At 68.5% G+C, this 26,590-nt stretch carries 26 protein-coding genes; 15 read left to right on the plus strand and 11 right to left on the minus strand.

Going from position 1 to position 26,590, the window contains the following annotated elements; translation table 11 throughout:
- The first annotated feature begins 1 nt into the window (after position 1).
- The 4 genes from ACFKCF_RS37725 to ACFKCF_RS37740 all read left to right on the plus strand — a co-directional run bounded on the left by ACFKCF_RS37725 (position 2) and on the right by ACFKCF_RS37740 (position 4,177).
- Positions 2 to 1,477, plus strand: coding sequence for an oligosaccharide flippase family protein (locus tag ACFKCF_RS37725; RefSeq protein WP_394500095.1), 1,476 nt, complete (start codon positions 2 to 4; stop codon positions 1,475 to 1,477).
- Between the two features lie 15 nt (positions 1,478 to 1,492).
- Positions 1,493 to 2,371, plus strand: coding sequence for a glycosyltransferase family 2 protein (locus tag ACFKCF_RS37730; RefSeq protein ID WP_394500096.1), 879 nt, complete (start codon positions 1,493 to 1,495; stop codon positions 2,369 to 2,371).
- Positions 2,372 to 2,378: 7 nt separating this feature from the next.
- Entirely contained in the window at positions 2,379 to 3,200 is an 822-nt protein-coding gene (locus ACFKCF_RS37735) for a hypothetical protein (protein WP_394500097.1), read from the plus strand.
- Positions 3,201 to 3,331: 131 nt separating this feature from the next.
- A complete protein-coding gene (locus ACFKCF_RS37740; RefSeq protein WP_387581457.1) occupies positions 3,332 to 4,177 on the plus strand; it encodes a hypothetical protein in 846 nt (281 codons plus the stop codon).
- Here ACFKCF_RS37740 and ACFKCF_RS37745 read toward each other — a convergent pair.
- Positions 4,170 to 5,300 (minus strand): acyltransferase family protein, encoded by a 1,131-nt coding sequence (locus ACFKCF_RS37745; RefSeq protein ID WP_394500098.1) that lies wholly within the window; start codon positions 5,298 to 5,300, stop codon positions 4,170 to 4,172. The two genes, ACFKCF_RS37740 and ACFKCF_RS37745, sit on opposite strands and share 8 nt — an antisense overlap.
- A gap of 230 nt (positions 5,301 to 5,530) precedes the next feature.
- Between ACFKCF_RS37745 and ACFKCF_RS37750 the strand changes: the two genes are divergently transcribed.
- From ACFKCF_RS37750 to ACFKCF_RS37760, 3 genes are read left to right on the plus strand one after another with little or no spacing between them, the layout of a single operon-like run.
- Positions 5,531 to 6,322, plus strand: a complete 792-nt coding sequence (locus tag ACFKCF_RS37750) for a hypothetical protein (protein WP_394500099.1) — start codon at positions 5,531 to 5,533, stop codon at positions 6,320 to 6,322.
- Positions 6,323 to 6,376: 54 nt separating this feature from the next.
- Positions 6,377 to 7,063: a hypothetical protein gene (locus tag ACFKCF_RS37755; RefSeq protein ID WP_394500100.1), complete on the plus strand. Its 687-nt coding sequence runs from the start codon at positions 6,377 to 6,379 to the stop codon at positions 7,061 to 7,063.
- Positions 7,060 to 8,466 carry an O-antigen ligase family protein gene (locus ACFKCF_RS37760; RefSeq protein WP_394500101.1) on the plus strand — a complete coding sequence of 469 codons (1,407 nt, stop codon included), beginning with the start codon at positions 7,060 to 7,062 and terminating at the stop codon, positions 8,464 to 8,466. Before ACFKCF_RS37755 ends, ACFKCF_RS37760 begins: the two co-directional genes overlap by 4 nt.
- On the opposite strand, the gene ACFKCF_RS37765 is transcribed toward ACFKCF_RS37760, so the two are convergent.
- Together ACFKCF_RS37765 and ACFKCF_RS37770 are read right to left on the minus strand one after the other, a co-directional pair.
- On the minus strand, positions 8,355 to 8,903 hold the full coding sequence (locus ACFKCF_RS37765; protein WP_394500102.1) for a dTDP-4-dehydrorhamnose 3,5-epimerase family protein: 549 nt from the start codon (positions 8,901 to 8,903) through the stop codon (positions 8,355 to 8,357). The genes ACFKCF_RS37760 and ACFKCF_RS37765 overlap by 112 nt on opposite strands.
- 10 nt (positions 8,904 to 8,913) lie before the next feature.
- Positions 8,914 to 9,837, minus strand: a complete 924-nt coding sequence (locus tag ACFKCF_RS37770; RefSeq protein ID WP_394500103.1) for a glycosyltransferase family 2 protein — start codon at positions 9,835 to 9,837, stop codon at positions 8,914 to 8,916.
- A 106-nt stretch (positions 9,838 to 9,943) separates the two neighbouring features.
- Between ACFKCF_RS37770 and ACFKCF_RS37775 the strand changes: the two genes are divergently transcribed.
- Both ACFKCF_RS37775 and ACFKCF_RS37780 read left to right on the plus strand, forming a co-directional pair.
- Entirely contained in the window at positions 9,944 to 10,756 is an 813-nt protein-coding gene (locus ACFKCF_RS37775; RefSeq protein WP_394500104.1) for a 2OG-Fe(II) oxygenase, read from the plus strand.
- Positions 10,756 to 11,679 (plus strand): hypothetical protein, encoded by a 924-nt coding sequence (locus tag ACFKCF_RS37780; RefSeq protein WP_394500105.1) that lies wholly within the window; start codon positions 10,756 to 10,758, stop codon positions 11,677 to 11,679. The genes ACFKCF_RS37775 and ACFKCF_RS37780 overlap by 1 nt, the downstream gene beginning before the upstream one ends.
- Positions 11,680 to 12,018: 339 nt before the next feature.
- On the opposite strand, the gene ACFKCF_RS37785 is transcribed toward ACFKCF_RS37780, so the two are convergent.
- The gene (locus ACFKCF_RS37785) at positions 12,019 to 12,462 is read right to left on the minus strand and encodes a hypothetical protein (RefSeq protein ID WP_394500106.1); all 444 of its coding nucleotides are present in this window, start codon (positions 12,460 to 12,462) and stop codon (positions 12,019 to 12,021) included.
- On the opposite strand from ACFKCF_RS37785, the gene ACFKCF_RS37790 reads away from it, so the two are divergent.
- On the plus strand, positions 12,440 to 13,315 hold the full coding sequence (locus ACFKCF_RS37790; protein WP_394500107.1) for a hypothetical protein: 876 nt from the start codon (positions 12,440 to 12,442) through the stop codon (positions 13,313 to 13,315). The genes ACFKCF_RS37785 and ACFKCF_RS37790 overlap by 23 nt on opposite strands.
- Here the strand turns inward: ACFKCF_RS37790 and ACFKCF_RS37795 are convergent.
- The 6 genes from ACFKCF_RS37795 to ACFKCF_RS37820 all read right to left on the minus strand — a co-directional run bounded on the left by ACFKCF_RS37795 (position 13,312) and on the right by ACFKCF_RS37820 (position 19,765).
- On the minus strand, positions 13,312 to 13,968 hold the full coding sequence (locus ACFKCF_RS37795) for a hypothetical protein (protein WP_394500108.1): 657 nt from the start codon (positions 13,966 to 13,968) through the stop codon (positions 13,312 to 13,314). The genes ACFKCF_RS37790 and ACFKCF_RS37795 overlap by 4 nt on opposite strands.
- A gap of 45 nt (positions 13,969 to 14,013) precedes the next feature.
- Positions 14,014 to 14,988 carry an NAD-dependent epimerase/dehydratase family protein gene (locus tag ACFKCF_RS37800; protein ID WP_394500109.1) on the minus strand — a complete coding sequence of 325 codons (975 nt, stop codon included), beginning with the start codon at positions 14,986 to 14,988 and terminating at the stop codon, positions 14,014 to 14,016.
- 102 nt (positions 14,989 to 15,090) lie between these two features.
- On the minus strand, positions 15,091 to 16,137 hold the full coding sequence (locus tag ACFKCF_RS37805; RefSeq protein ID WP_394500110.1) for a 2-oxoacid:ferredoxin oxidoreductase subunit beta: 1,047 nt from the start codon (positions 16,135 to 16,137) through the stop codon (positions 15,091 to 15,093).
- Positions 16,130 to 17,974, minus strand: coding sequence for a 2-oxoacid:acceptor oxidoreductase subunit alpha (locus tag ACFKCF_RS37810; RefSeq protein WP_394500111.1), 1,845 nt, complete (start codon positions 17,972 to 17,974; stop codon positions 16,130 to 16,132). The genes ACFKCF_RS37805 and ACFKCF_RS37810 overlap by 8 nt, the downstream gene beginning before the upstream one ends.
- 191 nt (positions 17,975 to 18,165) lie before the next feature.
- Positions 18,166 to 18,255: a putative leader peptide gene (locus ACFKCF_RS37815; protein WP_350733556.1), complete on the minus strand. Its 90-nt coding sequence runs from the start codon at positions 18,253 to 18,255 to the stop codon at positions 18,166 to 18,168.
- A gap of 49 nt (positions 18,256 to 18,304) precedes the next feature.
- The gene (locus ACFKCF_RS37820; protein WP_394500112.1) at positions 18,305 to 19,765 is read right to left on the minus strand and encodes a polysaccharide deacetylase family protein; all 1,461 of its coding nucleotides are present in this window, start codon (positions 19,763 to 19,765) and stop codon (positions 18,305 to 18,307) included.
- Between the two features lie 168 nt (positions 19,766 to 19,933).
- Between ACFKCF_RS37820 and ACFKCF_RS37825 the strand changes: the two genes are divergently transcribed.
- The 5 genes from ACFKCF_RS37825 (at position 19,934) to ACFKCF_RS37845 (ending at position 24,274) form a co-directional block, all read left to right on the plus strand.
- Complete coding sequence (locus tag ACFKCF_RS37825; RefSeq protein WP_364758197.1) at positions 19,934 to 20,305, plus strand: NADH-quinone oxidoreductase subunit A; 372 nt, start codon at positions 19,934 to 19,936, stop codon at positions 20,303 to 20,305.
- Between the two features lie 617 nt (positions 20,306 to 20,922).
- Positions 20,923 to 21,432: an NADH-quinone oxidoreductase subunit B family protein gene (locus ACFKCF_RS37830; RefSeq protein WP_318787639.1), complete on the plus strand. Its 510-nt coding sequence runs from the start codon at positions 20,923 to 20,925 to the stop codon at positions 21,430 to 21,432.
- The gene (locus tag ACFKCF_RS37835; RefSeq protein ID WP_394500113.1) at positions 21,429 to 22,319 is read left to right on the plus strand and encodes an NADH-quinone oxidoreductase subunit C; all 891 of its coding nucleotides are present in this window, start codon (positions 21,429 to 21,431) and stop codon (positions 22,317 to 22,319) included. The genes ACFKCF_RS37830 and ACFKCF_RS37835 overlap by 4 nt, the downstream gene beginning before the upstream one ends.
- A complete protein-coding gene (locus tag ACFKCF_RS37840) occupies positions 22,312 to 23,259 on the plus strand; it encodes an NADH-quinone oxidoreductase subunit H (RefSeq protein ID WP_394500114.1) in 948 nt (315 codons plus the stop codon). The genes ACFKCF_RS37835 and ACFKCF_RS37840 overlap by 8 nt, the downstream gene beginning before the upstream one ends.
- Before the next feature lie 61 nt (positions 23,260 to 23,320).
- Positions 23,321 to 24,274 (plus strand): hypothetical protein, encoded by a 954-nt coding sequence (locus ACFKCF_RS37845; protein WP_394500115.1) that lies wholly within the window; start codon positions 23,321 to 23,323, stop codon positions 24,272 to 24,274.
- A 788-nt stretch (positions 24,275 to 25,062) separates the two neighbouring features.
- Here the strand turns inward: ACFKCF_RS37845 and ACFKCF_RS37850 are convergent.
- Positions 25,063 to 26,427 carry a protein kinase gene (locus ACFKCF_RS37850; protein ID WP_394500116.1) on the minus strand — a complete coding sequence of 455 codons (1,365 nt, stop codon included), beginning with the start codon at positions 26,425 to 26,427 and terminating at the stop codon, positions 25,063 to 25,065.
- Positions 26,428 to 26,590 lie beyond the last annotated feature (163 nt).

Below are 26,590 nucleotides of genomic sequence, written 5' to 3' on the forward strand. Positions count from 1 at the left end.
CATGGCAGAGCAACCGGGCCCGGACATCAGCGACATCGGGCGTAAGGCGGGCCGAGGGGCCGTGTGGAGCTTTCTCGGCACACTGGTCACCCGCGCGGGCTCGTTCATCCTCGGCCTGATTCTGGCCAGACTCCTCGCGCCGGCGGACTTCGGCGTCTACGCCGTCGCGCTCGCGGCCACCCAGTTCGTCATGGTGGTCAAGGACGTCGGCGTCATGTCGGCCGTCGTGCAGTGGCGTGGGCGGCTGGAGGACATCGCGCCCACGGCGACGACCCTGACCATGATCTCCGCCCTGGGCCTGTACGGGATCTTCTGGGCCGGCGCGCCGTACTTCTCGATGCTGGCGGGCAGCGAGGAGGCCACGGACGTGGTGCGCATCCTCACCGCGGTCATCCTCGTCGAGGCGGTCACGGCGGTGCGCAGCGCGGCCCTGTTGCGCTGGTTCCGCACGGGCAAGAACGCCAAGGCGGTCCTCGCGGGCTTCCTGGTCAACGCGCCCGTGGCGATCATCCTGGCGGTCAACGGGGCGGGGGCGTACAGCTTCGCCTGGGGACAGCTCGTGGGGGCCGTGGTCACCGGCGTCTTCATGCTGCTCTACGCGCGGCTGCCCTACCGGTTCGGGTTCGACCGGCAGATCGCGGCGAAGCTGCTGCGGTTCGGCATCCCGTCGGCGGCGGGGATCGCGCTGGAGATCATGCTGCTCAACGTGGGCTACATCATCGTCGGCAACATCATGGGCGACGCGTGGCTGGGCTTCTACCTGATGGCCTTCAACGTCTCGAGCTGGGTGCCCGGCATCATCGGCAGCGCCATCCGCATGGTGTCGATCGCCGGCTTCTCCCGGCTGGCCGAACGTGACGAGGAGTCCCTGTCGCTCGGCGTGCAGCGAACCGTGCCGCTGCTCATCGCCATGGTGCTGCCGCTGGCCGTCTTCATGGCGCTGCTCGCGCACCCGTTGATCATCTTCATCTACGGCCCGAAGTGGGAGCTGGCCGCCGGGGTGCTGCGGTTCCTGGCGGTCCTGATGGTGGTGCGCATGCTCACCTCCTTCGCCCTCGACGTCCTCAACGGGCAGGGCGCCACCCGCTCGACGGTCTGGATGAACCTCGGGCACGCGGCGGCGATGATCCCGGCGGTCATCGTCGGCACGCATCTCGACGGCATCCGCGGCGCCGCGATCGGGCAGGCGGCCGCCGCCGTGCTCGTCGCCCTCCCGCTCGCCGTGCTCGCCGTGCAGCGGGCAGGGGTACGGCTCGCCCCGGCCCTGCCGGGACTCGTCCGCCCGGCGGCGGGAGCGCTGATCTGCGCGGCCGTCATGCTGGGCCTGGCGATCCTGACCCAGGGGAGCCCCCTGATCCAGCTCATCGTGGCGGGCGGCGGCGGCCTGCTGGCCTACGTGCTGGTCGTGGTGACCCGCGACCAGTTCCACATTGTGAGTGATCGCCTGGTGCGGCTGCTTCCCGCCCGCGCGCGATGACCTCGAGGAGAAGCGATGCTGGTGTCCATCGGAATCCCGGTCCGCAACGGTGCGGACCGCCTGGAGGCGGCCGTGCGGTCGGCGCTCGCCCAGGACCACGCCGAGATCGAGGTGGTGATCTCGGACAACGCCTCCACCGACGCCACGGAGGAGCTCTGCCGTGAGCTGGCGAGGCAGGACAGCCGGATCGCCTACTACCGGCAGCCGCGTGACCTGCACGTGGTCGGGAACTTCGTGGAGGTGCTGCGGCGGGCGCGCGGGGAGTTCTTCCGCTGGATGGGCGACGACGACCTGCTCGAACCGGGCTACGTCTCCCGGAGCCTGGAGCCGTTCCTGGCCGACGAGCGGCTCATCCTGGTCACCTCGGACGTCAGCTACACCGGGGCGGACGGGACGGTCCACCAGCCCCGCTACCGCGGCACCCGGATGCTCTCCGACGACCCCATCGACCGCCTGGACGAGCTGTGGGACGTCGTCACCACCCAGCACCACGGGCTCGACCCCCTTTACGGCCTGATGCGGCGCGAGCAGGTGGCCGCCGTGCCCAGGCCGCTGATGATCCGCGAGGACGAGGTCTACGCCACGATGCTCGCGCTGACCGCGCCCTGGGGTCACGTGCCGGAGACGCTCGCCCACCGCAACCTGCGCGAGCGGCGCCTGCCCGGGATCGCCGCGGCGCTCGGAGTGCCGGCCTGGACCGCGCACTTCGCCACCACGCTGCAGTTCCGGGCGATGTACCGAGCCGTGCGGCTCATGGAGCTGTCCACGGAGCAACGCAACCGTGCCCACGCCGTGCTGCTGCGTACCTACTGGCGGCGGCAGCACCAGATGCTGACGCACCGCAGCCGCAAACTCGCCGGGTTGGCCGCCCGACTCGTCTCCTCGAAAGGGTGATCTCCGCGTGTTGATTCGCATCGTGCGGCTGCTCATGCAGCCGGGCCGGATCCTGCTGGCCGTCATGCGGCGCCTGCCGTTCGGCTCGTACCAGCTGCGCTGCTCGCTCGACCTCTACCCGAGGCCGCACTACGCCTACGGCGTGCAGCAGGCGGCCGAGCTGGCCAGGCGCCTCGGCGTCGGCCGGATCAGCGTGGTCGAGTTCGGCGTCGCGGGCGGCGCGGGCATGGTGGAGCTCAACCGCATGGCGGCGCTGGCCTCGGCCGCGTCGGGGGTGAAGATCGACGTGTACGGCTTCGACACCGGCGCCGGGCTGCCCAAGCCCACCGACTTCCGGGACCTGCCCTACATCTGGCGCGAGGGCGACTTCGTCATGGACGTCGACGCCCTCCGGGCCCGGCTGGGGGAGGCCACTCTGGTCCTGGGCAACATCGAGGACACGGTCGGCGAGTTCCTCGACAGTGAGCGTCCGGCGCCGATCGGGTTCGTCTCCATCGACGTGGACTTCTACTCCTCGACCGCGGCGGCGCTGCGGCTGTTCAAGGGCGACCACAAGTACTTCCTGCCCCGCGTGTTCTGCTACCTCGACGACACGGTCGGCGACGACGACCAGATCATCCACAACGACTATGTCGGCGAGCTCAGCGCGATCCGGGAGTTCAACGAGGACAACGAGCTGATGAAGCTGGCGCCGATCAACGGGCTGCGGCACAAGCGCCCGGTTCCCGCCCCCTGGAACGACAACATCCAGGCGCTGCACCGCTTCGACCACCCGGACTACTCGGTCTATGTGGGCAGGCCGGACACGCAGACACAGCTTCCTCTGTGACCCCTCTAACCTCCCTGTAACAAAGAAGCGGGCTATGGCGAGAGAAGGGAAAAGAACCACGCGAGGGGGAAAATCTCGCTATGTCCGTTTTATTGTCAAATAGCCGAATCAACGATGATGTTCGGCGCAAAATGCTCTTCCAGGGAGACCTCTTCCTCTACTCCGCGACGCCTGCCTCGACCAAGCTGATCGAGTTCGCCCGCGAGTTGATCGAGGAGGCGTTCGAGGGCCGCGACCCCCAGACCGCCCAGTACGAGATGCCGGTAGAGGAGTTCGCGGCACTGCTCGCGGACCTCAAGCCGCGCTTCATCCACCACCCCACCAGCAAGAAGCTCCTCGTCACCCTGCTCGACGAGCTGGGCATGGCGCTGGACAAGACCTACTTCGACGTGCCGAGGCTGCGTACCTCCACCGCCGACCACTATCTCGACTCCGGCATCTCCTACGCCTACCACGCTCATCGCGACTGCTGGTACGCCGCGCCGTTCTGCCAGGTCAACTGGTGGATCCCGATCTACGAGGTGGTCCCGGAGAACGTCTTCGCCCTGCACCCGCAGTACTTCGACCGCCCCGTACGCAACGGCAGCGGCCGCTACGACTACGCGGAATGGACCGCCGTCAGCCGGCCCACGGCCGCCCAGCACATCCACAGCGACACCCGGGAGCAGCCCAAGCCGGAGGAGGCGCTCGACCTCGAAACGGAGCTCCGGCTGGTGCCGGAGCCGGGCGGGATGCTGCTCTTCTCCGGGGCGCACCTGCACTCCACCGTCACCAACACCTCCGGCAGGACCCGCTTCAGCATCGACTTCCGCACCGTCCACATCGACGACGTCCGCTCCCGCGCGGCGGCGCCCAACGTGGACGCGACCTGCCGCGGCACCACCCTGCGCGACTTCTACCGGGCCGACGACCTGACGCGCATCCCGGAGGAGCTCGCGGCGGAGTACGAGGCGGAGGCTTTGGCCAAGCTCACCTGACCAACCGCGCGCGTACGGCGTCGCGCAGGCCCTTCCAGCTCCGGTGCCGTTGGAAGGGCAACTCGAAGACCGAGGCGAACAACCACGCCGTCCCCACGCTCACCGGCACTGCCAGGGCGAGCGTGAGGAGAAAGGCCGGCATGCCCGGCGGCACGTGCGGGGCCACGACCAGCCGGTTGATCATGACGACGAGCGGGGAGTGGATCAGGTAGAGGCTGTAGGAGAAGGAGCCCAGCCGCCGGATCGGACGCGTGTCGAGCAGCCGTACCAGCCAGGCCGGCTTGCCCGTCGCCACGCCCGCCAGCAACAACCCGGCGGCCGGGCCGACCGCCAGGTCCACCCAGAAGAAGTTCGCGACCACCCAGACCGGCCCGGCGACCACGATCAGCAGGAGCACCGGGACCGCGGCGGCCGCCACGAACCAGTGCCAGGGCAGGCGCTCCGTACGCTCCTGCGCGCGCACGACACCGGCGCAGACCGCGCCCATGGCGAAGAGCGCGGCGAACTGCGGCGTCAGCCGCATCAGCAGGTCCACGGCCGGTACGGAAGGCGCCAGCGCCCCCACCGCCACGACGATCAGGGTCACCGCGCCGAGCATCACCGCCGCGCCCAGCTTGCGCAGGACCAGCAGCATCAGCGGGAACACCAGGTAGAGCTGCGCCTCGACGGCGATCGACCACAGGGCCCCGTTGGGGCTGGGGGAGCCGAAGACGTCCTGCAGAAGGAGCCCGTAGATGAGGACCGACTGCCCGGTGGGCGCCTGCTGCCCGGGTTGCGGGATGACCGCCCACGCGATCACCAGGCTGAACGCCAGCGCCGCCCAGTAGGGCGGCAGGATGCGCCAGGCGCGGCGGTTGAGGAACGTGGGGATGCCGCCCAGCTGCCAGCCGGAGCGGGCGGGCGAGATCGCCAGCGAGAAACCGGACAGGACGATGAACACCACGACCGCGAAATGGCCGTAGAGCAGCCATCCCGTCCACCAGGGCGCGTCGTTGACCGGGAACCCGGGGAAGGACAGGAGCCAGCAATGGTGAAGGACGACGAACAACGCCGCCAGGCCCCGTAAGCCGTCGAGTCCGGCCAGCCTGTGCCGCGTCGCCGGACGCTCTACCGTGATCCCCACCCGAAGCCCCCGTCGCCGTAGTCGTAGGTCTATCGCTTCGACTACGCGCGGTGTAACCGTTCTACGGAGATGTAACGTCTGGCCGCGGATGGGCGATGGTCCGCTATAGGGCAAGCATTGCTGATGCGGGGGAACGTACCAAAATGGAGTTCTGGAAGACGATCCTTGGTCTTCTCCGCCGAGTTCTCATAGGCCCGCCACTGATCTGTCTCTCGATCCTGGTGGGCGTTGTGGTGTACGCGGTCATTCCGGCGCACTACACGACCGATGTCTCCCTTGTGCTGGCCACGCCGGTGAACGGGGGCACCGTCCCCTCCGACAAGACCAAGCAGGGACTCACCAACCCGTTCCTCTCCTTCAACGACGCGCTGAAGACCGGCGCCAGCATCGTCATCCTGTCGATGAACACGCAGGACGTCTGGACCCAGCTCGGCGCCCCCAAGGACGGCCCGACGGAGATCACGATCGACGACGGCCGCTCCAACCCCAACGTCCTGGACATCAACGGGCCCTACATCTACATCAGGGTCGACAGCGAGTCTCCCCGGCAGGCCACGGCCGTGCTGATGGCGGCACGCGAGCGCGTGGCGACCGAGCTGTTCAAGTGGCAGAAGGCGCTCGGCGCTCCGCCGAACACCTTCATCACCTCCACCGACATCGTGCCGCCGTCCACCCCCGAGGCCGACCACAGCGTGAACTGGCAGGGAGGGATCGGTGGCGCCGTGCTCTGCCTGCTCCTGGGCCTCGGCATCGCCTACGGCGTCGTGACCAGGCGCGCTCCCCAGCAGATGAAGCAGCCGGAGCCCCTGGCAGCGCCTCTGGCAGCACCTCTGGCGGTTCCGGTGGCGGTCCCGGTGGTCGCTCCCGTGGCGGTGCCGGAGCCGGTGCCCGTGCCGGAGCCGGAGCCCGTGGAACCGGATGAGGACAGTTCCAGCACCATGGAGTTCCCCGTCTACCGGGGGGATCCTCTCTCGCCCGTGCCCTCGCCCGGCAAGGCGACCCAGGACAAGGGCGAGGGATGAGGCCCGCGCATGGACTTCTGGGCGACTGCGACCGTTCTGTTCAAACGGTGGTACGTGACGATTCCGGCCTTCCTGCTCACGGTCGTGGGAGCCGTCGGCATCTTCGCCGTGGCGCCCAAGACCTTCATCTCCAGCTCGGCGCTCGTTCTCACGCTGCCGGTCACCGGCGGCAGCGTGCCGAGCGACCCCAAGTTCCCCAACCCGCGCACCAACCCCCTGGTCTCCTTCGACCAGGGGTTGAGCATGACCTCGTCGATCCTCATCCAGGCGCTGAACACCCCTGAGGCGGTCGCCAAGGTCGGCGCGCCGATCGGCGGCGACGTCACGCTCAAGATCACCAGCGGGGGCACCAACCCCGAGATGATGCCGGCGACCCCCTTCATCGTCATCACCTGCGAGGCGCCGAGCGCTGAGCTGGCCCACGGCATCGTCGTGAAGGTCACCGAGCTGGCCCAGCAGGAGCTACGCGTCCGGCAGCAGCAGGTCAAGGCGCCGCCCACCACCTATGTGAGCGCCACCGTCGTGGTGCCGCCCACCCAGCCCGACGAGAAGAAGGGCAGCCGGATGCGCAGCGCGGTGGTCACGGGGGCGCTGGCGTTCTTCATGAGCCTGTTCGCCGCCTTCGCGGCCGAGAGCTTCGCCCGCCATCGCCGGGCGCGCCGCCCGGCCCCGCCCGAGCTCGGACTTTACGAGCCCGTCGCGAGCAACGGAACGCGGTCGCTGGCTGGACGCGAAGGATGACCCCGGCCGACCTGGCCCAGCGGCCGCTCCGGCGCGCCGACGGCGCCACGCTGGTCTGCTTCTTCGTCGTGGTCCTGCTGATGCTTCCGGCCCGCCTGGCGGTGGCCGGGCTCCCGCTGTCGCTCACGCCCGCCGAGATCATGGCTCTGCTGCTGGGCCTGGTGTGGGTGTGCGCGCAGATGATCAGTACGGCCGGCGTGGCCAAGGGCGGCAACCCGGTGCGCACCGCGATCTTCGTGTACGGCATGCTCCTGCTGGCGATCTACGGGTACACGACCTACCTGTACCTGCCGTCCGACGAGCTCAACCTCTCCGACCACACGTTCGTGCTCTACGCGGGCTACGTGAGCCTGCTGCTGATGGTCTGCGACGGCATCGGCAGCCGCGAGCGCCTCGACTTCGTGCTGAAGGCGGTCGTGATCGGCGGCACGTTCGCGGCGATCGTCGCGCTGCTGCAGTTCAGGCTCGACTTCGACCTCACCAAGTACATGCAGATCCCCGGGCTGCGCCACTCCTCCGTGGAGGAGGTGCCCACCGTGATCTCCCGCTCGGACCTGCGCCGCGTGGCCGGCACGCTCGGGCACCCGATCGAGTTCGGCGCGCTGTCGGCGATGCTGCTGCCGCTGGCCGCGCACCTCGGCTTCCAGGCGCGCAGCCGCGGCCAGGCCGCGACCCGCTGGTGGATCTGCGCCGCCATCATCGCGGCCGGCCTGATGTTCTCGGTCTCCAGGACCGCCGTGCTCGGCCTGGCGGGGGCGGGGCTGATCCTCCTGCTCGGCTGGTCCAACCGGCGGCGGATCGTCACCATCGGGGCGTTCGTAATGTTCCTGGGCTTCATGAAGGTCCTGGCGCCGGGCCTGATCGGCACGTTCTACAACCTGTTCGCCGGCGCCGGCGAGGACAGCAGCATCATCTACCGCACCCACGACTACCCGTTCGCGATGCGGGAGTTCGACAAGAGCCCGATCTTCGGCCGTGGGCTCGGCACCTGGTACCCCTTCAAGCATCAGGTCTTCGACAACCAGTACCTGCTGTCACTGGTCGAGACCGGGCTGCTCGGCGTGCTGGGGTTCGTCGGCGTGATCGGGTGCGGGATCGTCGTGGCCCTCTGGGTCCGCCGGCTGAGCTCCGATCCGAACGTACGCAACCTGGGCCTGACCATCGCCGCCTGCCTGGTGATCCCGCTGCTGGGGGCGGCCACCTTCGACCTGCTCTCCTTCCCCGGCATCACCAGCGTGATGTTCCTGCTGGTCGGCGCGGCCGGGGCGCTGCTGCGGTTCGAGCGCCAGGATCAGGCGGACAAGCTGCTCCTGAGCTCCTTCCAGGAGCCCGCCGACCTGTCGCGCTCGCTGATCGCGCTGACCGGCAACGGCCAGGGCAGCGCGAGGTCGGGGTCGTCGTAGCGGACGGCCAGGTCCTCGGCGGGGTCGTGCTCCCGGTCGATGCGGTAGCAGACGTCGGCGTGCTCGGTCAGCGCCTGGTAGCCGTGCAGGATGCCCGGCGGCACGTAGAGGTGCGCGAACGACACGTCGTCGAGCCGGACGGTGAGGTGGGCGCCGAACGTCGGCGAGTCCGGCCGCGCGTCCACCAGGATGTCGAGCACGGCGCCGTGCGCGGCCCGTACCAGCTTGGCCTCGCCGCGGCCCGAACGGCCGTGCATCCCTCGGATCGTTCCCAGGCGCGAGCGCGACTGGCTGTCCTGGACGAACGCGGCGTGGTCCAGCCCGTGCTCCGCGGCGATCGCGGCGTCGAAGGTCCGGGTGAAGAAGCCCCGATCGTCGTGACTGGGCGTCGGCACGAACAGCAGCACGCCTTCGAGCTCCAGGTGCTCGACTCTCATGGTGTTCCTCTCATCCAGGTAGGGTCCGCAGCCGGCGGGAGGGTCTGAGGAGGGCCACGACCGACGCTCTGGCCGTGCGGCGGCCCGCGGCGGCCCGCATGGCCTCGCCGAGCAGGACGGCGAGATAGAAGCCCGCGGTCGCGATCCTGCCCCTGCGCCGCCGGAACAGCCGCACGCGGTTGACCGTGAGCAGCGCGGCCAGCATCGGGCTGGTCTTCGCCTCGCCGCCGATGTGCTCGACCACCGCGGCGGGCTCGTACCAGAGGCTCCAGCCCCCGTCCGCGGCCCGCAGCGCGTACTCGGTCTCCTCGCTGTACAGCAGGAACGACTCGTCCCACGGGCCGACCTCGGTGAGCGCCGCGACGGAGATGAGCATGGCGGCCCCGGTGGCCCAGTCCGCGGGGCCCGGCCGCTCGTAGCGGCCGGGATCGACGATCATCTCGCCCAGCGCGCCGACGCGGCCCGCCAGGTGCCCGCCGAGCAGCGCCTCGCCCAGCGCGCGGCTTACGGCCGGCGTGCGGCGGAGCGAGTGGTGGAGCACCCCCTCGGTGCTGGTCAGGCGGGGGACGGCGATGCCGGTGCCCGGTCGGTCGAGGGCCTTGCTCAACACGGCCAGCGAACCGGGACGAAGGCGGCAGTCGGGGTTCATCACGAAGATCGCGTCGAGCTCGTGGAGGTCGAGCGCCGCGATCCCGGCGTTGATCGCCGCCGCGTACCCGGCGTTCCTGCCCACCTGCACGGGTCGCATGGGCAGGCCGGTGGCCTCTTCCGCGATGCGGAGCGAGTCGTCCTTGGAGGCGTTGTCCGCCACGACGACGGCGGCGAGCTGTACGCCGTCGGTGCCCTCGGGCAGGGAGGCCAGGCAACCGCCGAGGACCGGAGCGCTGTTGTAGGTCACGATCACGATCGCGACTCGGGGAGAGCCGGGCTTCACATGTCCCCATCGCGCCCCAGGAATGGAGCGTTACAGGTAACAGATGACACGGCTGAGGCGATGAGGAGGTAGGGGCCGCGGTGTCGTAGAGACGGAGACACATTTCATGCAGGATCTGCAGGCTTTCACCTTCCGCCGGGATGACCTCTTCCCGCTGGCGGACAAGTATTCCGAGCAGTTCCGTACGGCCTCGCCGTTCCGCCACGTGGTCATCGACGACTTCCTGCCGCCCGAGGTGCTGGAGCCCGTCCTCGAGGAGTTCCCCGAGCCGCGGGACGCCACCTGGCAGCGGTTCGACACCGCGCGCGAGGTGAAGCTGGCGCTGGCCGACACCGAGCGCATGGGGCCGGCCACCAGGCACCTGCTGGCGGAGTTCAACAGCGGGGTGTTCGTCCAGTTCCTGGAGCGGCTGACCGGCATCACGCAACTCGTCTCCGACCCGCACTTCGAGGGCGGCGGCCTGCACCAGATCCGGCCGGGCGGCTTCCTCAAGGTGCACGCCGACTTCAACAAGAGCCGGAAGCTGAACCTCGACCGCCGCCTCAACGGCCTGCTCTACCTCAACAAGGACTGGGAGGAGAGCTACGGCGGGCACCTGCAGCTGTGGAACAAGGACATGACCGAGTGCGAGGGCAAGATCCTCCCGGTCTTCAACCGGTTCGTGGTGTTCGCCACGACCGACGACGCCAACCACGGGCACCCGGACCCGCTCACCTGCCCGCCGGACCGGGCGCGGCGCTCGATGGCGCTCTACTACTACTCCAACGGCCGGCCCGAGGACGAGACCACCGACGAGCACACCACGCTGTTCAAGCAGCGGCCCGGCGAGGCGTGGAAGAGCAACCTCCGCCAGGTCGCCAAGCGCTGGACGCCACCCGCGCTGGCCGACCTCGTCGGCGGCCGGAAGCCCAACGCCTAGTGGGGTCGTCCGCCATAGGCCGGTGGCTCGGCCTGGGCCTGATCGTGCTGCTGAGCGGGTGCCAGAACGGCGGCGCCCAGGAGAAGCCGCTCGCCACCCAGTCGCTCGCCACGCCCCCGAGCGCGTCCGCCTCGGCCCCGCCGTTGAACCCGGCCGAGCGGAGCCGGCCGGGGCCGGACAACACCGGTGTGCCCAACGGTGTGCCGCTGCGCGAGTCCGGGTCCATCCGGGTGACCAAGAACGGCACGGTCATCGACGGCGTCGAGGTGACCGGCTACATCACGGTCGAGGCCGACGACGTGACCATCCGCAACACGCGGGTCCGCGGCACCAAGGGCTGGTGGGGGATCCTCCAGCGCGAGGGGCACACCGGGCTGAAGGTCGAGGACAGCGAGATCTTCGGCAACGGCAAGGAGCGCACCCAGTTCGGCATCCTCAACCAGGGCAAGCTGATCACGGTGCGCCGGGTGGACATCCACACGATCTCCAACGGCATCCTGACCCAGCAGGGTGTGGTCGAGGACTCGTACGTGCACGACCCGAAGTACTACTCCGGCGACCACACCGACATGATCATGTCGACGGGTCCGCCCGCCGCCGGCACCGAGCTGATCATCCGGCGCAACACGGTGATCAACACGCTCGACCAGACGGCCGCGATCGCGCTGTTCCAGGACTTCGGCGTGGTCAAGGACGTGACGGTGGAGGGCAACCTGCTGGCCGGGGGTGGCTGGTCGCTGTACGCGGGGGCCGGGGTCAAGGGCACCTCGTCGAACATCAAGGTGATCGGCAACGTCTTCAGCCGCAGGGTGTGGCCCAAGGGCGGCTCTGCGGGGCCGGTTTCATATTGGGATAAGGACGGGCCCGGAAATACGTGGCAGGGCAACATCTGGGAAAACGGTGGGGCGGTAAGTCCGGGATAACGGGTTTATTGTGATCATTGAGAAAGGTGAGCTTTCTGAGAATTGAGGGGTAAAGGAGTCCTTTTCGGCAAAAAGCCCCTCTTAGTGCTTCCGGCATGGCTACTCTCTCCCTTTGGGGACTCGATGTGGCCGTGATCGGAAGGAGTCACCTGTGTCAAGGCATCGGCGGAGTAATCGAAGTAAGAGGCGGACCGGGTGGTTATCCCTGGCCGGTGTCTCCGCCGTCGCGGTGCTCGCGGGCGGATACGGCGTCATCGCCTCTGATGTGCTGAAGCCTCAGGCGGTCCTGACGGACGCGAGCGGGACCCGCGCTTCGGTCTCGCCGCGGGCCGCCGCCGGTCAGAAGTCCCGGCCCCGCCCCACCACCGAGAGCCCGCGGTCACGGAAGACCAAGGGGCCGTGGTGGTGGCCCCGGCGGCCTACCAAGAAGCCGACCTCGCGGCCGACGCGCACGCGGACGGAGACGCCGGGGCCCGGCGATTCGGCGACGCCGCCCGGGACGCCCATCAAGACACCGACCCTGATCTCCTCACCGACGCCGAGGCCGACGAGGACGCGGACGCCCACTCCTCCTGTGACGCCCTCTCGTTCTGTGACGCCCACTCCTCCTGCGACGCCTACTCCTTCTGCGACTCCGACTGCGACGAGGACGCCGACCGCGACTCCGACGGTCACGCCGACCGGGACGCTCACCCCAACCCCCACCAGGACGCCGACCCCGACGGCCACGCCCACCGGGACGCCGACCCCGACCTCGACCGTGACGATTCCCGGGACCCCCACGAAGACGCCTCCCGGGACCCCCACCCAGACCCCGACCCCCACTCCGACGAAGACGCCGACGACCGCGCCGCCGCCGAGCGGTGGCTGGCCCGGACCCGGGAACACGGGCGTCCCCGAGGGCACCGATCTGGTCCGCAAGACCGGCTCGATCGTCATCAAGGAGGACGGCAAGGTCATCGACGGCTGGGACGTCACCGGCGACATCACGGTCGAGGCCGACAACGTGACCATCCGCAACACCCGGGTGCGCGGACAGTCCGACTACTGGGGCATCCTCCAGCGCGAGGGGCACAGCGGGCTCAAGGTCGAGGACAGCGAGATCTTCGGCAACGGCAAGCAGCGCACCCAGTTCGGCATCCTCAACCAGGGCAAGATGATCACGATCCGCCGTGTGGACATCCACACGATCTCCAACGGCATCCTCACCGACCAGGGCCTGGTCGAGGACTCGTACGTGCACGACCCGAAGTACTACTCCGGCGACCACACCGACATGATCATGTCGACGGGCACCGCCGCCGCCGGCACCGAGCTGATCATTCGGCGCAACACCGTGATCAACACGCTCGACCAGACGGGCGCGATAGCGCTCTTCCAGGACTTCGGCGTGACCCGCAACGTCACCGTGCAGGGCAACCTGCTGGCCGGGGGCGGCTGGTCGCTCTACGCGGGCGCCGGCAGGAAGGGCCTGTCCTCGAACATCAAGGTGATCGACAACGTCTTCAGCCGCAAGGTGTGGCCCAAGGGCGGCTACGCCGGCCCGGTGTCGTACTGGGACTCCAACGGGCCGGGCAACGTCTGGAAGGGCAACACCTGGGAGAGCGGCGGCGCGAGCGTGCTGGCCGCTGACTAGCTGCGGATCGCGATGACCGACTTCACCAGCCCGGCCAGCCGCTCGAAGCGGATCTGGGACTTGGGGAAGTAGTGCCGCATCTCGGTCACGCTGAGCAGCTCGACCTCCATGGCGATCATGCGGGCGGCGTCGCGGTCGGAGGTCGGGGTGTGGACGAGTGGCCAACGGCGCAGGATCGTCGTCCGCGCGGCGAGCGGCAGGAACTGGAACCCCGGGAACAGGAAGTGCGGCTCGACCGGGAAATAGCGGTAGGGCGTCTGCACCCAGTGCCGCTCGGCCATCTCATGCACGGTGTCGGCGAACCGCTGCCGGCGCTGGTGCCCGCCGACGTGTTCGATCACCGCGTTGGAGAAGACCAGGTCGTAGCGGGTGCCACGGATCCCGGCCGGCAGGTCGCAGGCGTCGGCGACATCGGCCCGCAGCCATCCCGGCAGGTCGGCGGGCGGCTGCTCGAGGTTGACGATGTGTACGTGGGCCGGCCTGACCGGGGCGCGCATCCAGGCCCCGGCCGTGCCGCCGAGGTCGAGCACGTTCATCTGGTCGAGGTCGGGGAACCGGTCGGCGAACCACTGCCACCTTCGCGCCCGCGCCTTGGCTCCGAGCGAGTCCGGAGCGTCCACGAAACGGCTGCGCAGGGCATTGAGACGGCTCATATAAGGCACTCCTCCGGCCAGACAAGTACCCCTATGCTCGCAGAATTATGCTGGCCCGGCTTCAGTGCGTGATTCTTTGTGACATTCTTGCGACGCATACCAATCGACTGTTCGGCGCAACCCTTCGTCCAATTCCGTGACAGGACGCCAGCCGAGCCGGTCCGCCGCCGGAGCGATGTCGCCGACCTGCGTAATATCGTGCGGACGATCGGGCGCGGCGCCGAATTCGGGTCGCGTGCCCGTGCCGGTGATCCGATAAAGTCGCTCGACGACCTCATGGGCCGGGGTCTTGACGCCGGTGCCGATATCCAGAGTGTGGCCGATGGCTTTGTCTGATTCGCCCGCCAGGACGAACGCGTCGACGACGTCGTCGACATAGATCCAGTCGGCGAGTTTGGCGGCCTTGGTGAGCCGGGGGCGCTGGCCCCGCAGGAGGCAGAGCGTCACGTACGGGACGAGCTTGGTGGTGTCGGGCTGGGCGGGCCCGTAGACCATGCTGGGGCGCAGAACGGTGACGGGCAGGTCCCAGAGGCGGTGGTAGAGCTGCGCGTAGCCGGTGGCGGCCCATTTGGACATCGCGTAGGCCGACGAGGGCGGCGCCTGGTCGTTGCCCGGGCGCGGCTCCTCGATGGAGCCGGTGAAGACGGTCTTGATGCCGCGTTCGTGCGCGGCGGCCAGCACGTTGACCCCGCCGATGACGTTGCTCTCCAGGGTGGCGCGGAGGACCTCGTCACCTCTCGATCCGGTGACCTCACCGGCGAGGTGGAACAGGAGCGTCGGCCGTACCGACCGGAAGAGCCGCGTCGTCACGTCGGCGTCGCTCAGGCTCGCCACGTGCCAGGTCTCGCCATGGCGAGCCTGCTGGGGGCGGCGGCTGACGGCGTGCACCTGGGCGCCGAGCGCTCGTAAGCGCGTCACCAGATGCGAGCCGATGAATCCGGCCGCCCCTGTCACCATCACCACGGTCTCCGGCCAATGCGACATCGTGGATTGACCTCCGTGTTGAATGGTCGCGCTCACTTGGCCCTCGCTGGTCACGCAAGCTACCGCTCTCGGGCCTAAACGTTCGTCGCTCCGTGGAAGATGGAGCCGTTCAGGCCGACGGCTCCATCTAATCATCAACTAGCCGATGCGCCAGGTGTCTCCACCGAGGAGCAGCTCGCTCAGGTCGCCGGGGCCCTTCTGCGCCACGGCCTCCTCGAGCTGCTCGGCCATCAGCACGTCGTACGCCGGCCGGTCGATCTGCCGGAAGATGCCGATCGGCACGTGCTCGAACGCCGGCTCGTCCAGCCTGCTGAGCGCGAAGGCCGCCGACGGGTCGGGAGCGTGCGCGTCGTGCACGAGGATCTGGTCCTCGCTCACGCTGTCACGCGCCACCACCTCGATGCCGCCGTTGGCCGCCCGCACGACGGCCTTGGAGGCGCTCACGATCGGCTGCCCGTGCTCCAGGCGCAGCGTGATGTCGTCGCGGACCTCGGGGTCCTTGAGCTGCTCGAAGGCGTTGTCGTTGAAGATGTTGCAGTTCTGGTAGATCTCCACCAGCGACGTGCCGCGGTGCGCGGTGGCCTCGCGCAGCACCGACTGCAGGTGCTTGCGGTCGGAGTCGATGGTGCGGGCCACGAACGACGCCTCGGCGCCCAGAGCCAGCGAGATCGGGTTGAACGGCTTGTCCAGCGAGCCCATCGGCGTCGACTTGGTGATCTTGCCGACCTCGGAGGTGGGCGAGTACTGGCCCTTGGTCAGCCCGTAGATCCGGTTGTTGAACAGCAGGATGTTCAGGTTGACGTTGCGGCGCAGCGCGTGGATCAGGTGGTTGCCGCCGATCGACAGCGCGTCGCCGTCACCGGTGATCACCCACACCGACAGGTCGGGCCGGGAGGCGGCCAGCCCCGTCGCGATGGCGGGCGCGCGACCGTGGATCGAGTGGAAACCGTACGTGTTGAGGTAGTACGGGAAGCGCGAGGAGCAGCCGATGCCCGACACGAACACGATGTTCTCGCGCTTGAGCCCCAGCTCCGGCAGGAAGCTCTGCACCGCGGCCAGGATGGCGTAGTCGCCGCAGCCCGGGCACCAGCGCACCTCCTGGTCGGACTTGAAGTCCTTCAGGGTCTGCTTGACGTCGGTCTTGGGGATGAGCGACAGGCCCTTCCCGTTAACGAGCTCAGTCACTGTCGATCACGTCCTGGATGACTCCGGCCAGCTCCTCGGCCTTGAACGGGAGCCCGCGCACACGGTTGTAGCTGATCACGTCGACGAGGTAGCGAGCCCGCAGCAGCAGCGCGAGCTGGCCGAGGTTGATCTCGGGCAGCAGCACCTTGTCGTAGCTCTTGAGCACCTCGCCGGTGTTGGCGGGCAGCGGGTTGAGGTGGCGCAGGTGGGCCTGGGCGACCTTGCCGCCGTTTCTCCTGATCCGGCGCACGGCCGCGGCGATCGGTCCGTACGTCGAGCCCCACCCGAGGACGAGCACCTTCGCGTCGCCGTCGGGGTCGTCGACCGCCAGCTCCGGCACGTCGATGCCGGCGATCTTCGCGGCACGCGTGCGGACCATCAGGTCGTGGTTGTCGGGGTCGTAGGAGATGTTGCCGGTGCCGTCGGCCTTCTCGATGCCGCCGATGCGGTGCTCGAGCCCGGCCGTGCCGGGGATGGCCCACGGACGGGCCAGCGTCTCGGTGTCACGCTTGTACGGCAGGAACTCGCCGTCGGCGCCGTTGGGGGCGTCGGTGAAGGGCTGCGAAATGTCCGGCAAGTCGGAAACTTCGGGCAGGCGCCAGGGCTCCGAGCCGTTGGCCAGGTAGCCGTCCGAGAGCAGCATGACCGGGGTGCGGTACTTGACCGCGATCCGGGCGGCCTCGATGGCGGCGTCGAAGCAGTCGCTCGGCGACATCGGCGCCACGATCGGCACCGGGGACTCGCCGTTGCGGCCGAACATGGCCATGAGCAGGTCGGTCTGCTCGGTCTTGGTCGGCATGCCGGTGCTCGGCCCCGCGCGCTGCACGTCCACGATGATCAGCGGCAGCTCCGTGGTGACCGCCAGGCCGACGGTCTCGGCCTTGAGCGCCACACCCGGACCGGACGTGGTGGTCACGCCGAGCGCCCCGCCGAACGCGGCCCCGAGCGCCGCGCCGACGCCCGCGATCTCGTCCTCCGCCTGGAAGGTGCGGATGCCGAAGCGCTTGTGCTTGCTCAGCTCGTGCAGAATGTCGCTGGCCGGGGTGATCGGGTAGGAGCCCAGGAACAGCGGGAGCTTGGACTGCACGCCGGCGGCGATCAGGCCGTACGCGAGGGCCTGGTTGCCGGAGATGTTGCGGTAGACGCCAGGGGCCAGCTGGGCGGGCTTGACCTCGTACGAGACGGAGAAGGACTCGGTGGTCTCGCCGTAGTTCCAGCCCGCCTGGAAGGCGGCGATGTTGGCCTTGGCGATGTCCGGCTTCTTCGCGAACTTCTGCTCGAGGAACTTGATGGTGTGCTCGGTCGGCCGGTGGTAGAGCCAACTGAGCAGGCCCAGCGCGAACATGTTCTTCGACCGCTCGGCGTCCTTCTTGGACAGCTCGAAGCCCTCGAGGGCCTTGACGGTGAGCGAGGTCAGCGGCACCGCGTGCACGCGCCACTCGCTGAGCGAGTCGTCCTCCAGCGGGTTGGCGTCATAGCCGACCTTCTGCAGGTTGCGCTTGGTGAACTCGTCGGTGTTGGCGATGATGTCCGCGCCTCTGGGCAGGTCGCCCAGGTTGGCCTTGAGGGCGGCCGGGTTCATGGCCACGAGCACGTTCGGCGCGTCGCCGGGCGTGAGGATGTCGTGGTCGGCGAAGTGGAGCTGGAAGCTCGACACACCCGGCAGGGTGCCTGCGGGCGCGCGGATCTCGGCGGGGAAGTTGGGGAGCGTCGACAGGTCGTTGCCGAACTCCGCCGTGCCCGCGGTGAAGCGGTCACCGGTGAGCTGCATGCCGTCGCCGGAGTCTCCGGCGAACCTGATGATCACGCGGTCGAGTTGCTGGACCTGCTTGTTCACAGCGCCTCCCTCGTCAGTGCTGTGAACGAAACTCGACTGTGCTCAATTGTGCCCTCGCTGCGCTGGGTCACGGCTCAGTCCTCCTCGACGCCCGGGGCGCGGTCGCCCGGAGCGCGTTCTCTGTATCCATGCTAGATCCTCGGAAGGTCACGCGTTTGCATCCCGCGTAAAGCGGGTAAACGCGGTCGAAGTCAGGGTGAGGTGGGAGAACGACGACACAGCCCGGACGCGAGCCTGCAGAGGTCCACATGCAGGCGTGCGTACAGAACGGTTCGGGTCACGAGCGCCAACTATACGTCCCCCCAATGCGTGTCCTACGTCAGGGGGCGCTTACCCGGCAGCTCGCTCCCCCGACCGGTACAGGTGTCCGGCCTGCATCCCTGCCGAGCCGTACAACTCAGGAACGGTGACGAAGGTGTAACCCTTCCCGCGCAGCCTTTTGAGGATGTCCGGAACCGCGTCAACGGTTTCCCGGTGGATGTCGTGCATGAGAATGATCGCACCTGGATGCGCCTTGCGCACGGCAAGGTCCGCGATGTCGCCCGCTTTATCTGCCAGCAGATCCTTGACGTCGATGTCCCAGTCGACCAGGACCAGCCCCAGCTCGGTCACGACGTCGCGCACGGCCTGGCTCACGGCTCCGTACGGCGTCCGCACGAGCGCCGGCCGCTGCCCGATCGTGGTCGAGACCGCGTCCTCGGTGCGCCCGAGCGAGTCGGCGATCCGGCTGGTCGCCTGTTTCGAGAGGTCCTTGTGGTCCCAGGTGTGGTTCCCGACGAGATGCCCTTCGGCGCTCATCCTCTTGACCAGCTCGGGCTGGGCGGCGGCGTTGGAACCGACCACGAAGAACGTCGCCCTCGCCCGGTCTTTCCGCAAGATGTCCAGCAATTTCCCTGTATAGGGCCCGGGGCCATCGTCGAACGTCAGCGCCACGCACTTCGCCTTGGCGCAGTCCACGGTGCCCGCCCGGTTGCTGACGGCCTGCGGGCTCTCCGCGGGCGCCGTTTCGGGCCGCCGGATCGGCGCCCTCCTGGCCGCCTCCCGCACGCTGTCCTGCGCCCGCCGCCCGAACTCGGACAGCAGCAGACGTACCCGATCCGCCGGCACCGCCACGGCCAGCCGCCCCAGCGAGCACGGCCCTATCTGGCAGTCGTCGAACTCGACCACCAGGTCCCCGTTCCGGTTGAACGCCATCGAGTCGAACCGGTCGCCTCCGGCGGTGACCTCCTCCCGCTCGACCTGCGACCCGCGCTCCTTGAGCTGCTCGCGCACCAGCTGGGCGAGCTGCCGCAGGGCGTGCTCGCCGTCGAGCAGCCCGGCCGACTCCGTGGCCTTGCCGTCGCGCCGGTCGAACCAGTACGTACGCGTGGCGTAGCCCCAGCCGGCGCCCTGGAACTCGCCCGTCCGCAGCCGTACCGCGATCGCCTGGGGAGAGGCGGCGGCGAGCTGCCACTCCACGTTCAGCTCGGGCCGCTGGTAGGCGGCGCGGCCTTCGGTCCGCCCGCGGAAGTCCCGCCACTTCCGCTCGGCCTCGGCGCGCAGGGCGCGGTTGAGCGCGGGGGCGTTCTGGAACTCGGGATAGCTGATGTGCACATATCGGCTGCCGGCGTAGTGGTCGTCGGTGAGCGTCCTGATGGACAGGCCGGCAACGGCCGCCGGGTCGACGAAGTCGATCATCGTCGGCTCTGCCGGGACCACGACGTCCCTCTCGGGGGAGCCGGCCGCCAGACCACAGGCGGTCGCCGAGAGGGCCAGCAGAGCGATTCCGGAAAAGAATCGCAATTTGTGCATGAATGTCAGGGTATGTGGTTGATCTTTCCGTTTACCCCGTCTTGACGTGATCACGCCCGAGCCTTTGACCGGCGTGGGTACCGGCCCGCGCTCCTTGGCTATGGTTCGTGGCGGATTCCTGAACTTTGACCAGGTTCGTGATGGAGATCCCGGGTTACGATCTCACTCATGGAGGGCTACTTCGGGTCCTATGTGCTCGTCGCCGCACTGCTCGCCATCGGCGTCGCCATCGTGGCCGGCGCCCTGATGGCCAACCGCCTCCTCCGCCCGACCCGCCCGACCCCGGAGAAGCTGACCACGTACGAGTGCGGGGTCGACCCGGTCGGGGAGGGGTGGGCGCAGTCCCAGGTCCGCTACTACGTCTTCACGTACCTGTACGTAGTGTTCGCGGTGGACGCCGTCTTCCTGTTCCCCTGGGCCACCGTCTTCGACGCTCCTGGCTACGGGCTGACGACGCTCGTGGAGATGTTCGTCTTCCTGGGCTTCATCGCCTTGGGCATCCTGTACGCCTGGCGCAAACGCGTACTCACCTGGACCTAACCCCGCCTCCTCACCTGAACCCAACCCCCGCCTCGCATTCCCCCCCCGGCCTCGGCGCACAACCCACCCCGCCCCGCATCTCCGCCTTGGCGCACACCGCCTCGCATCCCCGCTTTGGCGCACAACCCACCCGCCTGCCACTCACCCCACCTCGTCCCCTGGCTTCGCCTCGGCCCACACCGCCTCGCATCCGTCTTGACGCACAACACCACCCCCGCTTCGCCGCTCACCCCCGCCTCGCCCCTGGCCTCGGCGCGCCCCCTGACCTCGACCCACACCCACTCCGAGCCGCACTCCGGCCCTGCCCCGCACTCGACCCTCGGCCCACACCCCGCACCCGAGCGGCTGAGGGGCTCGCCCCGCTCGTTCCCGTGGGCGCCGATCCCTTCACCCCCAGCGATGCTCCAGCCCCGACCACCCCACCCCACTCGACTGGATCGGAGCCGAGGCCGGGACACCCGGCCCGACACGATGACCGCCGCATGGCGTAGATCCCCGGGAAACCACGACAACTCCCACCAAGCCAAGAACTCCCCAACCACCCCCCAACCGAAGATTCCTTTGCCTGACCTGCGATCCGCGCAAGAATGGTCAACATGGCAGCAACAGACCTCCCGATGCCCACCGTGGGCCCGATCTCCAGGTTGGCGCCCAAGCCGATGCGCTTCGTGCTCAACTGGGGCCGGCGCTACTCGCTGTGGGTGTTCAACTTCGGGCTGGCCTGCTGCGCCATCGAGTTCATCGCGACCTCGATGAGCAGGCACGACTTCATCAGGTTCGGCGTGATCCCGTTCGCGAACGGCCCGCGCCAGGCCGACCTGATGATCGTCTCCGGCACGGTCACCGACAAGATGGCCCCCGCCGTCAAGCGGCTCTACGAGCAGATGCCCGACCCGAAATACGTGATCTCGTTCGGCGCCTGCTCCAACTCCGGCGGCCCCTACTGGGACTCCTACTGCGTGACCAACGGCGTGGACCAGATCATCCCCGTCGACGTGTACGTGCCCGGCTGCCCACCCCGCCCGGAGGCACTCCTGTACGGGATCATGAAGCTCCAGGAGAAGATCGCCGACGAGAAGCTCAGCGATCGGTACGTGTGGTCCCGCTCCCACGGGGAGGACGCGTGACCACCGAGGGAACCCCCGACCGACCGGACAACACCCCCGACCCCTCGACCGCCTCCAACCCCCACAACCAGCAGCCGTCCGAGCGCGCCGAGACCCACCCGCCTGCTGAGCCATCCGAGCGGCCCGAAGCCCATCCGCCCGCACAGCCAGCCGAGGGGTCCGGGACCCGCCCGTCCGAGCAACCCGGGACTCGCCCGTCTGCAGAGCCGTCCGAGCGCGCCGAGACCCACCCGCCTGCAGAGCCATCCGAGCGGCCCGAGACCCACCCGCCCACACAACCGACGAACGACGGCACCCAGCAGCCGGCACCGCATCAGTCGCCCGATCCCACCCCGCCCCCCGGCAGTCTCACCCAGGTGGAGGCCCGGTTCGGGGACCGCGCCGAGATCTCCGAGTCCTACGGCGACACCACGATCGACGTGCCCCCCGCCGACTGGATCGAGCTCCTGACGTTCGTCCGAGACGACCTCGGCTACGCGTTCTTCGACTGGCTGACCGGCGTGGACGACCCGCCGGACGCCTTCCTCGTCGTGGCCCACGTCTACAACCTGACCGCCGGAGCACGCCTGCTCCTCCGCACCCGCGTACCCCGTGAAGACCCCCACCTCCCCACCGCGGTAGGCGTCTACCGGGGCGCGAACTGGCACGAGCGCGAGACGTACGAGATGTTCGGCGTGATCTTCGACGACCACCCCTACCTCGTGCCCCTCCTCCTGCCCGACGGGTTCGAGGGCCATCCGCTCCGCAAGGATTTCATTCTCGCCGCCCGCGTGGCCAAGCCGTGGCCCGGCGCCAAGGAGCCCGGAGAGTCAGGACACGGCGCACCGAGCCGCCGCAAGACACTTCCGCCAGGAGTTCCAGCCGACTGGGGGCCGCCCGATGCTTGAAGTGGTGCTGAGCTTCGCCGTCATCCTCATCGTGTTCCTGGTTCTGCCGCTGATCGTCGGCCAGACCGAGCACAAGGTCATGGCTCACATGCAGTCGCGGCTGGGCCCCATGTACGCGGGCCGTTTCCACGGCTGGGCGCAGCTCATCGCCGATGGGGTGAAGTTCGCGCAGAAGGAGGACGTCATCCCGGCCGCGGCCGACCGCCGCATCTTCATGATCGCCCCCGGCGTGGCGCTCGTCCCGTACCTCGTCGTACTGATCGTCATCCCCATCGACCGTGGCCGCGTGGCCGTGAACCTCGATCTCGGTCTCTTCTTCGTCCTCGCCGTCATGGGCGTCGGCGTCCTCGGCTCGATCATGGCGGGGTGGGCCTCGGCCAACAAATACTCGGTGCTCGGCGGCATGCGTTCGGCCGCCCAGCTCATGTCGTACGAGCTGCCGCTGGTCCTGGCGGCCTCCTCCGTCGCCATGGCCGCGGGCACGCTGTCGATCCCCGGCATCGTCGAGGCGTGGCAGTGGTGGTGGCTGCCGTGGCAGGCTGTCGGCGGCGTCGTCTTCTTCCTGGCGGGGCTCGCCGAGCTGCGCCGCCCCCCGTTCGACATGCCGATCGCCGAGTCCGAGATCATCATGGGCCCGATGACCGAATACACAGGCATGCGCTTCGCGCTGTTCATGCTCTCCGAGTACGTCGGAATCGTGGTCCTGTCGTTCCTGACCACCGTCCTGTTCCTGGGTGGCTGGCACGGCCCGCTTCTCCCTGGCTGGTTGTGGACTCTGATCAAGGTATTCGCGCTGTCATTCGTGGTGATCTGGCTGCGCGTCACGTTTCCCCGGCTGCGCGAGGACCAACTCCAAAAGCTCGCCTGGGCCATCCTGGTCCCCCTGGCCCTGGGCCAACTGGCCCTGACCGGCATCATCAAGGTTCTCGTCCAGGGCTGAAACTTTAGGCCCGCTTTATTCGTCATACCTGGGCAGGGGGCCGCCTTTGGGGGGTATGACTGTGCTTGTTCCGATCTCAGGTGCAACAAAGGGCGAACTCCGCCCGGAAATCGCTCTGACGTCACAGGGCCAAACCTTGGCCGTCACCGACATTGCTTCAGGCCATTCCGTACGCGTGACACCAGCGAGCCTCTACCACTACAACTGCCTGCAGGTCGCCGCCAAAACCGGCAAGCTCCAACCCGTGCAGGGCATAGCGGCCCTGGACGCGGACGGCCTGGTCCTGCTCGACCTGCCGGGCGAGTGGCACAAGCCCGACCTGGACCTCTTCGCGCACAGAGCAGGCATCCCGTTGCTGGACGCCCGGTCCTTCCCTCCGGCCCGCGTACGCGCGGTCCTGGCAAGCCGCGCCCCCGGCTGGCAACGCTTACGCGGCCTCCGCTCCTTATTCCCGCGTAAATGGCACAAACCGGTAGCCATTTGCGCGGGAATCGCAGGTATGGCCCTCATGGCCTATCTGGCGTCTCTGGGAATGTGGGCCGCCTGGCGCGCTGTCTCGTCAATGGGCCGGTTCCTCCTGGAAATGTTCGAATCCAAATGGCTGATGGTCGCCTTCAGCCCCGCCCTGCTGGTCCTACGCCCCGTCTTCGGACGAATAAACCGCTGGCAGGCACGCAGAGGCACCCTCCTGCCCTCAGCGGGCCGCGGACCGTACCTCAAAGCAAACTCCTCCGGCAAACTCCAAGTTTTCCAAGGCACGGAGGTCACGGCCACCCGCCGAATCGGCGCATCCCCACGCGAAGCCTTCAGCCTGCTCCTCTATCAGTACGACAGCCTCACCGGCCTCTTCGTCCTCGACGTAACCGGCAGCCCTCTCCATCACCTCCCAGGCCGCTGGCTCCCCGAACACGCCCACTCCTTCGCGGAACGCCACAACCTCTCCCTCGCCGTACACCGCATCTCCCGCGAGGAGTACCTCACCCTCACCAGAGCCACCAAAGAAGCCACCCCCTGACAACACCCAGGTCAGCAGCCCTGACGCGCCGAGAACACCGCCGCCCTGAAACGCCGAGTACGCGGGCCCTGGCACGCCGAGTACAGCACCGCCCTGTGCCGAGTACGGCGCCGTCCTGACGCGCCGAGTACAGCGGGCCCTGGCACGCCGAGTACAGCACCGCCCTGTGCCGAGTACGGCGCCGCTCTGACGCGCCGAGAACAACACCGCCCAGCTACGCGGCCAACGCACCGAACCAGCTTCCATTGGCGCACACCCGCCGTCAGCGGCCACGCCCACACCGGCCATCAGCGGCAACTCCGGCACTCGCAACACGCCCGACGCCCGACCAGCTTGAGGGCCCGCTCGGCTCAGCGATGCCCAACCAGCGCAGAGGGCTCGCCCCAGTTCAGCGACGCCCAACCAGCCTGCAGGCGCGCCTAGGATCTGCGACGCCAACGGCACTGGCGACACGCTCGAACCAGCGACGCCCAATCACCCTGACGCTGCACCACGATCAACGACGCCAACACTGGCCCCACGTCCAGACCAGCGACGCTTTGACCAGCCTGACGGCGCGCCACCGACACACCCGGACCAGCGACACTGGGCCATGTCGCAGGCGCGCCACGATCAGCCACGCCAACGCACCCCGACCAGCGGCGGCAGGCAACGACCCTGAGAACGCAGGCAGACCCACCCCCCTGAACCCAACCGCTCACCCTGACGCCAGGCCCGTCACATCGCAACCAACGACGCCCATCCCTCCCACGAGCAGGCGGCCGGAGACCACCCTGGGTGGCAACAACTCACTGCACGATCGCCAGCATCACGTCCGACGCCGAAGGCCGTTCCTCAGGCCGCTTGTTAAGACAAGACCCCACAACCCCCCGTAAAGCAGGCGGCAACGGCGACAGGTCCGGATGCAGCGTGAGCACCCGGTTGAACACAGCAGGCACGGTGTCCTCCCCGAAGGCAGGCCGCCCCGTAGCCGCGAACATGATCGTCACAGCCCAGCTGAACACATCGGAAGCCGGCCCCACAGCCTCCCCCGTCAGCTGCTCAGGCGACATGTACGGCGGTGTCCCAACCATCTTCCCCGACGTCATCGTCACTTGATCCAACGCCCGCGCGATCCCGAAGTCGATCACCCGAGGCCCGTCATTCCCGATCAGCACATTGCTCGGCTTGAAATCACGATGCACGATCCCCGCCTTGTGGATAGCCGCCAGCGCCCCGGCTGTGGATAACGCCAGCCTGGTCAGACTGTCCTCATCACGCGGCCCGTGTTTCTTGACGAGCTGCTCCAGCGAGGGCCCCTCCACGTATTCGCTGACAATGTAGGCGTGCTGCCCGGAGATGTTCACGTCGAGCACCCGGGCTGTGGAAAACGTCGCCACCCGCCGCGCTGTGTCCACCTCCCGCGCGAACCTGGCCCGCGCCGTCTCATCGACGAGATCGTGCAGCACCTTCACGGCCACCCGCGTCCCGTTGGGCGCCGTGGCCAGGTAAACCGCCCCCTGCCCACCGCGCCCGAGTGACTGGAGCACCCGATAATGCCCGATCCACTCAGGCTCTCCGGGACGCCGTCGGCGCGACTCAGGCTGGGTCGGACGCCGCCGGTAATTTTCAGCAGGACCGGAACGCGGCGGGTGGGTGTCGGTGGAGTCGGTACGCCGCTGGTACGTCTCAGCTGAGGTGGGACGCGGTCGGTGCGTCTCAGCCGGGCCAGGACGCCGCTGATAGGCGCCGGGCTCCCGATGCCCATGCTGTTGGGAGGGCGAGGTCGTCCTCTGGTGCAGATTCGTGTGCTGCGGATGCGCCGGCCCCCGGGGCGGTGACTGAAGTCGCGCCCGCGCCATGGTCGGCACCAGGAGCCCTGAGTGAATGGCCCCGCCGAGCCAGCTGACGAACAGGCCCACCGAGACGAGCGCGGCCAGCGGCTGGGGGATGTCGTCGAAGGTTTCGTACGCCAGCGCCGTGATCACGAACGAGCCGATGCAGACCAGATAGGCGGACGCCGCAAAGACCTGCCAGATGCTCCGCAGCCAGAACGCGGCGAACCCGATGGTGAACGGGGTCGCCAGCCCGCACGTGAACAGGGGCAGGCAGGCCCAGACGACGGCGGCCGCCCACGCCCCGCCACCGGGACGGACCTGATGGCTCTGCTGCATGGCCGAGAGACTATCGCCCCGGCACGGTTCATACCGGGCATGCACACAGCTTGTGGATAACTCCCCGTCAACCTGTGGACAGCTGTGGAAAACTGGGGACCCTGTCCCCACTCATTTGCCTGCGGGACCAATTGCGTCATGATATTGAAGCATGGGGCGGATA

The organism is Nonomuraea sp. JJY05 (genome assembly GCF_043496855.1).
Lineage (GTDB): Bacteria > Actinomycetota > Actinomycetes > Streptosporangiales > Streptosporangiaceae > Nonomuraea.

What these genes read in the sequence shown, in the direction of transcription:
- ACFKCF_RS37840 (WP_394500114.1), top strand. Translation starts at nt 22,312, where the DNA reads ATGCTTGAAGTGGTGCTGAGCTTCGCCGTCATCCTCATCGTGTTCCTG.
- ACFKCF_RS37740 (WP_387581457.1), top strand. Translation starts at nt 3,332, where the DNA reads ATGCTCTTCCAGGGAGACCTCTTCCTCTACTCCGCGACGCCTGCCTCG.
- ACFKCF_RS37830 (WP_318787639.1), top strand. Translation starts at nt 20,923, where the DNA reads ATGCCCACCGTGGGCCCGATCTCCAGGTTGGCGCCCAAGCCGATGCGC.
- ACFKCF_RS37825 (WP_364758197.1), top strand. Translation starts at nt 19,934, where the DNA reads ATGGAGGGCTACTTCGGGTCCTATGTGCTCGTCGCCGCACTGCTCGCC.
- ACFKCF_RS37775 (WP_394500104.1), top strand. Translation starts at nt 9,944, where the DNA reads ATGCAGGATCTGCAGGCTTTCACCTTCCGCCGGGATGACCTCTTCCCG.
- ACFKCF_RS37725 (WP_394500095.1), top strand. Translation starts at nt 2, where the DNA reads ATGGCAGAGCAACCGGGCCCGGACATCAGCGACATCGGGCGTAAGGCG.
- ACFKCF_RS37765 (WP_394500102.1), bottom strand. Translation starts at nt 8,903, where the DNA reads ATGAGAGTCGAGCACCTGGAGCTCGAAGGCGTGCTGCTGTTCGTGCCG.
- ACFKCF_RS37850 (WP_394500116.1), bottom strand. Translation starts at nt 26,427, where the DNA reads ATGCAGCAGAGCCATCAGGTCCGTCCCGGTGGCGGGGCGTGGGCGGCC.
- ACFKCF_RS37730 (WP_394500096.1), top strand. Translation starts at nt 1,493, where the DNA reads ATGCTGGTGTCCATCGGAATCCCGGTCCGCAACGGTGCGGACCGCCTG.
- ACFKCF_RS37820 (WP_394500112.1), bottom strand. Translation starts at nt 19,765, where the DNA reads ATGCACAAATTGCGATTCTTTTCCGGAATCGCTCTGCTGGCCCTCTCG.
- ACFKCF_RS37760 (WP_394500101.1), top strand. Translation starts at nt 7,060, where the DNA reads ATGACCCCGGCCGACCTGGCCCAGCGGCCGCTCCGGCGCGCCGACGGC.
- ACFKCF_RS37795 (WP_394500108.1), bottom strand. Translation starts at nt 13,968, where the DNA reads ATGAGCCGTCTCAATGCCCTGCGCAGCCGTTTCGTGGACGCTCCGGAC.